Source organism: uncultured Coprobacter sp. (assembly GCF_947855755.1).
Classification (GTDB): Bacteria; Bacteroidota; Bacteroidia; order Bacteroidales; family Coprobacteraceae; genus Coprobacter.
In genome coordinates this window covers 1-10,168 of record NZ_CANUAR010000041.1, presented here as the reverse complement: position 1 = coordinate 10,168, position 10,168 = coordinate 1, and the positions used below count along the sequence as shown (strand labels likewise).

At 38.9% G+C, this 10,168-nt stretch carries 8 protein-coding genes and 4 tRNA genes; 5 read left to right on the top strand and 7 right to left on the bottom strand.

Annotated features, from left to right (window positions below; translation table 11 throughout):
• Positions 1-2: 2 nt before the first annotated feature.
• From Q0093_RS14270 to panC, 7 genes are all read right to left on the bottom strand, one after another.
• Positions 3-78: transfer RNA gene (locus tag Q0093_RS14270), tRNA-His, on the bottom strand.
• Between the two features lie 309 nt (positions 79-387).
• Positions 388-1,476 (bottom strand): CapA family protein, encoded by a 1,089-nt coding sequence (locus tag Q0093_RS14265; protein ID WP_297931786.1) that lies wholly within the window; start codon positions 1,474-1,476, stop codon positions 388-390.
• 90 nt (positions 1,477-1,566) lie between these two features.
• Entirely contained in the window at positions 1,567-2,451 is an 885-nt protein-coding gene (gene folD / locus Q0093_RS14260; protein ID WP_297931783.1) for a bifunctional methylenetetrahydrofolate dehydrogenase/methenyltetrahydrofolate cyclohydrolase FolD, read from the bottom strand.
• Between the two features lie 119 nt (positions 2,452-2,570).
• Entirely contained in the window at positions 2,571-3,893 is a 1,323-nt protein-coding gene (gene ffh / locus Q0093_RS14255; protein WP_009316655.1) for a signal recognition particle protein, read from the bottom strand.
• Positions 3,894-4,114: 221 nt separating this feature from the next.
• Positions 4,115-5,440 (bottom strand): MATE family efflux transporter, encoded by a 1,326-nt coding sequence (locus Q0093_RS14250; protein ID WP_297931788.1) that lies wholly within the window; start codon positions 5,438-5,440, stop codon positions 4,115-4,117.
• Between the two features lie 429 nt (positions 5,441-5,869).
• On the bottom strand, positions 5,870-6,220 hold the full coding sequence (panD, locus tag Q0093_RS14245; protein WP_297305348.1) for an aspartate 1-decarboxylase: 351 nt from the start codon (positions 6,218-6,220) through the stop codon (positions 5,870-5,872).
• 29 nt (positions 6,221-6,249) lie between these two features.
• On the bottom strand, positions 6,250-7,095 hold the full coding sequence (panC, locus tag Q0093_RS14240; protein WP_297931780.1) for a pantoate--beta-alanine ligase: 846 nt from the start codon (positions 7,093-7,095) through the stop codon (positions 6,250-6,252).
• Positions 7,096-7,373: 278 nt separating this feature from the next.
• Between panC and Q0093_RS14235 the strand changes: the two genes are divergently transcribed.
• The 5 genes from Q0093_RS14235 (at position 7,374) to Q0093_RS14215 (ending at position 10,099) form a co-directional block, all read left to right on the top strand.
• Positions 7,374-8,195: a glycogen/starch synthase gene (locus Q0093_RS14235; RefSeq protein WP_297931777.1), complete on the top strand. Its 822-nt coding sequence runs from the start codon at positions 7,374-7,376 to the stop codon at positions 8,193-8,195.
• Between the two features lie 9 nt (positions 8,196-8,204).
• A complete protein-coding gene (locus tag Q0093_RS14230; RefSeq protein ID WP_297931774.1) occupies positions 8,205-9,737 on the top strand; it encodes a DUF4270 family protein in 1,533 nt (510 codons plus the stop codon).
• 97 nt (positions 9,738-9,834) lie between these two features.
• Positions 9,835-9,907, top strand: a tRNA-Thr gene (locus Q0093_RS14225).
• A gap of 30 nt (positions 9,908-9,937) precedes the next feature.
• Positions 9,938-10,011, top strand: a tRNA-Arg gene (locus Q0093_RS14220).
• Between the two features lie 14 nt (positions 10,012-10,025).
• Positions 10,026-10,099: transfer RNA gene (locus Q0093_RS14215), tRNA-Arg, on the top strand.
• Positions 10,100-10,168: the final 69 nt, after the last annotated feature.

Below are 10,168 nucleotides of genomic sequence, written 5' to 3'. Positions count from 1 at the left end.
AAGGGTGAAAGATGGGGCTCGAACCCACGACCCTTGGAACCACAATCCAATGCTCTAACCAACTGAGCTACATTCACCATTTTCAATTGCGATGCAAAGATAGTATTTGTTTTTGAAACATACAATAGTAAACTATACTTTTTTATCAAAAACCAAATCAGATTCTTGTAATCCCACTTTTATTTACTCAGAAACAGGCTCTAAGAGTCTGCTTAATTTTGTTTAGAACAGTTTTGAGAGTCTCTTTCGAGGATATTTTGTTGTTTTTACGAAAAGAAAATAGCAGGCTATCTGATGAGTGAAAATAGAAATACAGACCGAAAAAACACAAAAATGATCTGATAATTTTTCTTTATTAGAAAATTTAAACTGCTTTTCTAAATCTCTCTAAAACTCATACTCTGTAACCGTACCTTTATTTTGTTGTGAAAAAAGTTTCCTTGTGTCTTGAACAAAACGAGTTAAAGGAATCGACAAAGATGATGGTATAGAATCGCCTTTAGCCAGCCAACGAGCAGCCGGAAGTACGGTAAAACCTTGTTCCGGAACATGTACAGGTCGCTGAGTAAATATCAGGGCATAACGAGGATTTTCGATACGAATATCCGACGAATCCTTTACAACATCAACTTTAAAAACAATACTTCCCATTGTTGTCCGGGTTTTCATATTAGAAATAAAATTACCTAAAGAATATGCGACTACAGACTTAATTCTACCTATAGAATCCAAACGAGCGTCAATCGGTTGTACTACGTGAGGATGTGCTCCCACTATAAGATGTACTCCGGCATCGACCAATGTATCCGCTAATTTTTTTTGTGAAACATTCGGTAGAGTTCGATACTCATCCCCCCAATGAGGACACACGATAATCACATCAGCTCCGTTTTTCTTTGCAGTTTCTACATCTCGTAATATATTCTCGAATTGTATATAATTAACGATATAAGGAGGACGCACCTGTATTCCATTCGTACCATAAGTATAATTCAAAAAGGCCAATCGTATTCCGTTTTTTCGTAAAAGTAAAGGATGCAATCGTTTACGTTCATTTTCAGAACAATATGTTCCTGCACGAAAAACCTCTAAAGAATCCAATTGCCGTATAGTACGCTCCAGTCCCTTTTCTCGACGATCAAGACAATGATTGTTTGCCGTTAAAAACAGATCGAATCCGGCCTTTTTAAGAGCTTGAGCAAAAGCATCCGGAGCGCAAAACTGAGGATAACCGGAATACGGAAATCCGCCTAAAGGAGCTTCCAAATTGACAACAGCCAATCCGGCAGATTGTATTTCATTTTTGACTTGTACGAAACACGAATCATAATTATACCCCGATGGAGTCTGGGCATCTTCTATTTGTGCCAAATGCTGCATCGCATCTCCTGCAAATAAAAGCGTAATACGTTGTTGAGCTTGTATATATACCGAAACTAAAAAGAAAAGGGACAGGAGATAAAATCGTGTCTTCATAAATTAGAATTTATACGGTTATAAAAATAAACTATCCTGCTTTAATTTCAAAATATTAAAACAGGATAGTTTATTTTCTTTCTTAACTCGTCAATCTTTATAGACTGCCTTCTTACCCGCCAACAGTGTATTACGCATTAAAGAAACAATTGTCATAGGACCGACACCTCCGGGAACAGGAGTGATATATGCACATTTCGGAGCAACCTCATCAAACTTCACATCACCGGTCAGCTTAAATCCCGATTTTGTTTTATCCGAAGGAACTCTCGTCGTACCGACATCTATAACGGTAACTCCCTCTTTTACCATATCCCCTTTCAAAAATTCAGGAACTCCCAAAGCTGCAATAATGATGTCTGCCTGCAAACACATTTCCTTAAGATTTTCAGAGTAACTATGACACACGGTAACTGTCGCATTTCCCGGATTTGCCTTTTGCATCATCAACGTCGCAACCGGTTTCCCTACGATATTACTACGACCCAATACGACACAATGTTTCCCTTTCGTATCGATGTTATAACGCTTCAATAACTCCATGATACCGGCCGGAGTCGCCGACACGAAACATGGTAATCCGATAGACATACGTCCGACATTGATCGGGTGGAATCCATCGACATCTTTCCGATAATCAATAGCCTCGATCACCTTTTGTTCCGAAATATGTTTAGGCAAAGGAAGTTGCACGATAAATCCATCGATATCTTCATCTCTATTCAACCTATCCACTTCTCTCAGCAGTTCTTCTTCTGTCACATCACTTTCAAAACGAATCAATGTAGATTTGAATCCGCATTGCTCGCATGCTTTCACTTTATGAGCGACATAGGTTTCACTTCCTCCGTCATGCCCCACTAATACGGCCGCTAAATGGGGAATTTTCCCTCCCGCCACTTTAATTTGCTCAACCTCCTGAGCAATTTCCTGTTTTACCTGATCGGCAATGGCTTTCCCATCGATTAATTGCATATTATTTAATTTTCAAGTTTTTAGATCAATCAAAACAAATATAATGGACTCTCTTCATATTGCAAAATAAAGAAAGGAGAAAGTAAAAAACTCTCTCCTCTCCTATATCAAAATCCATATCAGCGTTTCATTCTGGGCATCATTTTACCCATTTTTCCACCCGCTACCATTTTCATCATCTTCCGTGTCTGGTCAAATTGTTTTATCAACCGATTTACTTCCTGTATTGACGTTCCGCTACCTTTTGCAATTCTTTGACGGCGGCTGCCGTTCAACAATTCAGGATTACTTCTTTCTTTCGGAGTCATCGAATAAATAATGGCTTCGACGCTTTTAAACGCATTGTCATCAATATCTATGTCTTTAATTGCCTTACCGACACCCGGTATCATCGAAGCCAGATCTTTCAGATTACCCATCTTTTTGATTTGTTGTATCTGGCTGATAAAATCGTTAAAATCAAACTGGTTTTTTGCAATCTTTTTCTGCAGTCGCTTTGCCTCTTCTTCATCATACTGCTCCTGAGCTCGTTCTACTAAAGAAACAATATCTCCCATTCCGAGAATACGGTCTGCCATACGTGCCGGATGGAAAACATCGAGAGCATCCATCTTCTCGCCTGTTCCCACAAATTTTATCGGCTTGTTGACAACCGTCCGGATCGATAACGCAGCACCACCACGAGTATCTCCATCTAATTTGGTAAGAACGACACCGGTAAAATCAAGACGATCATTGAACTCTTTCGCCGTATTAACAGCATCCTGTCCTGTCATAGAATCGACGACAAACAGTATTTCATTCGGATTTATGGCATCTTTGATCGCCTTTATTTCACGCATCATCTCTTCATCTACAGCGAGACGTCCGGCCGTATCGACAATGACCAAATCCTGTCCATCCTGACGAGCCTGTTTAATGGCATTCTGCGCAATCTGAACGGGATTTTTACAATCCGGTTCACTATAAACCGGAATGCCGATCTGTTCACCCAACACTTTCAACTGTTCGATCGCAGCAGGACGATAAACGTCACAAGCTACCAATAAAGGCTTCTTTCCGCGTTTTCCCTTAAGCAGTTGAGCCAACTTACCGGAAAAGGTCGTTTTACCCGAACCTTGCAAACCAGACATCAATATCACTGCCGGAGATCCGGTAATATTGACATCGACAGAATCTCCCCCCATTAACAAAGCCAGCTCATCATGAACGATCTTAACCATTAACTGGCTCGGCTTCACAGCCGTAAGAACATCCATTCCTAAAGCTTTGGCCTTAACAGTATCGGTAAATTGCTTAGCAACTTTATAATTGACATCGGCATCAAGCAAAGCTTTCCGCACATCTTTCAAAGTTTCGGCAACATTAATTTCCGTAATTTTGCCCTCACCTTTCAATATTTTAAATGACCGCTCAAGTCTGTCGCTTAGATTCTCAAACATGGTAATATTTCCGTTTTAATTTCTGAAAGTGCAAAAATACAAAAAAGGTTGAGATTATCTACGAGCCAGTTTAAATTTTCCGATAAGGAAATACGATCAGGTCTTCTTTATGTTTTCTTTCGGTCTGTTTTCCCGTTTTCACCTGTCAGATAGCTCACATCCTCTTTTAAAAACAAGACAACACTCTCTCAAACCCGACACGAACAAAATTGAAACAGGCTCTATATCTTTTTATTCCACCAATCGGCTTTTTTCAAATATACAAATGAAAACAGCAATAAAACACCCCAATAAACATATTCTACAATCCAACATGATGCAATATTAGGTCGCAAACGGAATATCAGAAAATAGATTGCCAAAGTATAAGCAACAGCCGTAATCAATTCTGCCAACAATGCAGAACGTGTATTTCCCGTTCCCGACATCGTATTGAACCAAACACTTCCCGGCACGGCAATGAAATAGTATCCCAACATCACATACAGTGCAGGAATGCAATCTTGAAGTAAAGATGCAGAATCGGTATATATCCTCAAAACAGGAGCAGGTATCAGATAGACCAATGCCATCATCGGAATAACGATCATATAGCAAAGACCTATTATCCGACGGCTTATAGACATAACCTCTTCCGGTTTTCCCGCACCGATTACATTGCTCACCAACGAACTTGCAGTGACAGCAAATGCATTTACAGGCATAAAGAACAACGTCGATATACTACGCACGATATTCGATATAGCCAAAGGTCTTTCTCCCAAATGTTCTATAGAAATAAAGAAAAAGAACCATGTGATAATAGGCAGAAAAGATTGCAACATAGTCCATACCGAGATATTCAATATACGGGCAATTACTTTAACATCAACATGTATCGTCTCAAAAAAAGCATATTTATGAATATCTGCTTTGCAAATCGTATAAATAATAAAGAAAAACAGCGAAAGTGCTTCAGCAAGTACAGAACCTAAAGCTGCCCCGGCTATTCCCATTTGAGGACACCCCCACTTCCCGAATATAAACATATAATTGAATACAATATTTGCAACAGCCATTACCAATGCGTTCACCGTCAATATCTTCGTCCGAGTTATTCCGACATAAAACGCACGAAACATGACAGCGACAAAAGAAAAGAATAGCCCATATATCCGATAATCGAGATATTGCATGGTCGCACTGAAAACTACCTCTGAGGAAATGATGCTCCGCATTAGATAAGGAGCATAAAAATGAGAAATACCGAATAGTACCAATGCGAGAATAATCAAAAACAAACTTCCCTGCACAACTATTGTTCCGATACTTTCATAACGTTTCTCTCCGTTACGTCTGCCGATAAGAATTTGAGAACCGATACTGAACCCGAACCCTATCATATAGATAGCCATATAGAAAACGCCGGCCAAAGCCGAAGCTCCCAATTCGATTTCCCCGACATGCCCCAAATATGCCGTATCGGTAATGTTGATCAGATTTTGAACAACAAGACTGATCAATATAGGATAAGATATTTTCCAGATCTCTTTTTTCGTGTACATAATTCGCATCGGTCAAAGTGAAAGAAAACCCATCAAAACGACGGGTTTTCTTAGAGCCTATCTAAATTTTGCTCGGGTCAGGTTTGAGAGTTTCTTTCGAGGATATTTTTCTGTTTTCAGGAGAATGATAGCGGGCTATTTGACGAATGAAAACGGGAAAAAAGACCGAAAGAAGACGCAAAAATGACCTGATAATATTTTCTAATTGAAAAATTTAGACAGGCTCTTAGATACTATCTAAATTTTACTTGGATCGGATTTGAGAATTTCTTTTAAAGATGTTTTCTTATTTTTACAAGAGCGGAAACAAGAAAGCAGACCGAAAGAAAACATAAAGAAGACCTGATCGTATTTCCTTATTGGGAAATTTAAATAGGCTTTCAATCTATTTTTTTATCGGAAAGCGTTGAAAAGCAAATTTTATTTCCAGCCCTAAATCAGTCTATTTGTCTTTGTATCAGGAAATATTACGGCAGGAGTAAAGTGTTTAGCTTCTTCAAAATCCATCATCGCATAAGCCATGATAATCACGACATCTCCCGGCTGCACTTTACGGGCTGCAGCTCCATTCAAACAGATGACTCCTGAACCGCGTTCTCCTTTAATAACATAAGTAGAAAAACGTTCACCATTATTATTATTAACGATATATACTTTCTCGTTAGCAATAATATTAGCAGCATCCATCAAATCCTCATCAATCGTAATACTACCGATATAATTCAGATCGGCTTGCGTAACCGTAACCCTGTGTATTTTCGATTTTACTACCTCTACCAGCATTTTTTTTCGTTTTAAGTTCAGGCTTTCCATTAACGGCGATAAGCGATATTATCGATCAGTCTCACATCCCCGCAATATACAGTAATGCATCCTACAATGTAATCCGAATCTGTCCAATCATTTACCGAGAGCAATGTATTCCCGTTTACGATTTCAAAATATTCTACATTTAGATCAGGTACAGAATTCAATGTATTCACGACATAGTCTATCGTTTCTGCAACCGAATGTTGTTCGGCAAAGGTACGACTTTTAAACAAAGTCTGAGATATGCTCACCGCATTTTTTCTCTGTTCGGGAGTCAAACGTAAATTACGGCTGCTCAATGCCATACCATCATCTTCTCTCACAATCGGACATGCGACAATCTCCACAGGAAAATTCAATAATTTTACCATTGAACGTATAACGGCAATTTGTTGAAAATCTTTCTCGCCGAAATATGCCCGATCCGGCTGTACGGCATCGAATAGCTTACTTACAATTTGAGCGACTCCGTTAAAATGTCCCGGACGATATTTGCCTTCCATAACCTCCGCTACAGTTCCCAAGTTAAAAACCCGAGTATCTTCAACAGGATACATTTCTTCAACTTCAGGAGCAAATGCTATTGCACATCCGGCAGATTCTAACAACTTACAATCAGCATCCAAAGTACGGGGATAATGCAATAAATCGTTTTTATCATTAAACTGAGTAGGATTTACAAATACACTAACCACACAAATACTGTTTTCCGCAACACAACGTTTCACTAACTCAAGGTGTCCGTTATGCAATGCTCCCATAGTCGGGACAAGCCCCACAGTACCGCCTTTGGCACGTATTTCAGCTATTTTCTTCTGTAAATCAGCTATTTTAGAAACAACTTCCATTACCATAATTTTAAAATCGGTGCAAAAGAAGTAAATAAAACCCACATCCCGAAGTATTCTGACAAGAAAATTAAAAAAACATACTATCTCTTCCAGTAAAAGCCTGTCTAATTTTCCGATAAAACGATTCGGTCAGAGAGACTCTAATAAAACTTATTTTATCTGTATTTTTACCTGATATAAACGGAAAGCTTGTTAATACTTCTAATATTTGGAGATTCAAGATGATTTTTTTATTATCTTTGCGAAATAATATTGAGATAAGAGGAATTTATAAAATGAAAGCCACCAAGGTATTATTTATTGCACAAGAGATAACTCCTTATTTGCCCGAATCGGAAATAGCGAACGTTTGCCGCTATCTCCCTCAGGGAGTTCAGGAAAGAGGTCGTGAAATAAGGACATTCATGCCGAAATACGGAAATATCAACGAACGGAGAAACCAATTACACGAAGTAATAAGACTTTCGGGAATGAATCTCATTATCGATGACACAGACCATCCCTTGATCATAAAGGTCGCATCTATTCAGGCAGCCCGCATGCAAGTATATTTTATAGATAACGAAGATTACTTTCAACGAAAATTCACTACCGAAGACGAAAACGGAAATAGTTTTGACGATAACGATGAACGAAGCATTTTCTTTGTGAGAGGTGTAATGGAAACTGTCAAAAAGCTTCGTTGGGTACCGGACATCATTCATTGTCACGGATGGATGACGGCATTAGCTCCTCTTTATATCAAAAAGGCCTATGCCGATGACCCATGTTTCAGAGATACCAAAGTTATTTATTCTTCTTATAACAATAGTTTCAATCCGCCTTTTCCGACATCTTTTTCCGACAAACTTTTATTGGAAGGAATACGAAAAGAAGACTTGACTTTTACCGATAAACCGATAGATTTTTCTGAACTTACTAAATTGGCCATACGTTTTTCGGACGGAGTCATTCAGGCAAGCGAAACAATGCAACCGGATATTCTCGAATATACTAAAAATGCCGGTATCCCGTTTTTACCTTATCAAGATCCGGAAAACTATATCGATGCATACAACGAATTTTATGACGTTGTATGGGAAAACGCTCATAAATAATAAACCAGTATGAAGTTAAATTGGTTATTACCATTTGTCCTGATCGCCTTAACGATCTCTTGTAATGACGACATTAACAAAATAGGGACATCGATCGACGATACACTTATTTCTATTAAAGTAGATAACTCTTTAGCATATACAACTGCCGACTCGGTATATTCCATTTCTGCCGGTCCTGTCACGAATCGTACCATTATTCAAATGCTCGGAGCTGTCGATATGGTAGATTACGGATCTATACGTGCAGATTTTCTTACTCAGATGAGACCGATAGCCAAATTCGACTCCAGACTGGTTACAGAAGATATGCTGGATTCTTTGGTTCTCGAACTCGGATTTCTACCCAGCAGTTTTTTAGGAGATTCTCTGACCCCGATGCAGGTAAGCGTATATCCGCTTAATAAAGTGCTTGAGAAACCGATATACAGCAATCTTGATCCCACAAATTATTTCTCTCCTGAAGAAATACTCGGGCAGCAAATTTATACAACTTCTCGTCAAAGTTATCCTGATTCGTTAATCAATAGCGACGGTTCACGAATCATCAAAATCAAGTTGGCCCGTCCCGGACACACGTCCAAAGAATTGGCACAAGAATTTTTTAAACTGTATAACGATAAAGGCGGTATATTAACAGAAAGCGATATAGCAGACTTTTTTCCGGGTGTTTACGTGACGAACACTTATGGAAAAGGAGTCTTAATCAATATACTTTCTTCAGTCATTAAAATATATCATGACACATACGTATATAATGACCAAGGCGGCGGTGGTCTGGAAGAAAATGAAGATATAACAAACGACGACGGAACTCACCCCCTTGTAGTAAACAAGGCGACAACTTCTGTCTTAGTTTCGAGTAATGAAGTCCCGACAATCAACCATATTATATCGACAAACGCACCTTATATAGAAAATGCCATTGCCGATGATCGTGCAATTATAAAATCTCCTGACGGTTACGATGCCCATATAACATTCCCTGTCACCGACATCATAAAAAAATACCGGGAAGTTGTGCCTGAAGAAGCTGAAAACACCGGAACTGTATCAGGATTGATAAATGCAATAAATTTCTCAATTCCTATAAAGAAATCAGCAAATGATATTTTTTCAAATTACGGACTTACCCCTCCCCCCTATCTATTACTGATGCGTGCCGGAGGAAAAGTTGCTGACAGTAATGGAGATATTGTAGAAATGAATAAGAATCAGTTCTTTCTCGATCGCAAATTAACCGATGGACTGAATTACTTCTACGCATCTTATAATTCAACGACAAATACCTACGATTTCGGAAACATACGAGGATTTATTACCAATATCATACAAAAGAATCCCAATGGAGGAAGCATAGAAAACGGTTATCCCATCGACTCCGATCTCATTCTTGTTCCGGTTATGCTTTCTACAACGACCAGCGATTATTACGGGACAATAATCAATGCAATAACTCCTTATATCTCAGCTCCGACATTTGTCGAACTCGATACGAAAAATATAAAAATTGAGATGGTTTACAGTACAAAAACATATTGATATATAGGAATATATAATTTAGCACCTAAAAAAGAAAAAAATTGGTGCATCAAAAAGTAGTATTTTAGAAAAAAAGCACTACCTTTGCACCGTTTTCGCCGCAATAGCTCAGTCGGTAGAGCGTTTCACTCGTAATGAAAAGGTCGCCGGTTCGATTCCGGCTTGCGGCTCAAAAACAAAACCGGATTCGGCAATGAAATGGCCGCGTGGCTCAACTGAATAGAGCATCTGACTACGGATCAGAAGGTTACAGGTTTGAATCCTGTCGCGGTCACATAATTATAAAACGGCTCCGTGGCTCAACTGAATAGAGCATCTGACTACGGATCAGAAGGTTACAGGTTTGAATCCTGTCGCGGTCACATAATTATAAAACGGCTCCGTGGCTCAACTGAATAGAGCATCTGACTACGGATCAGAAGGTTACAGGT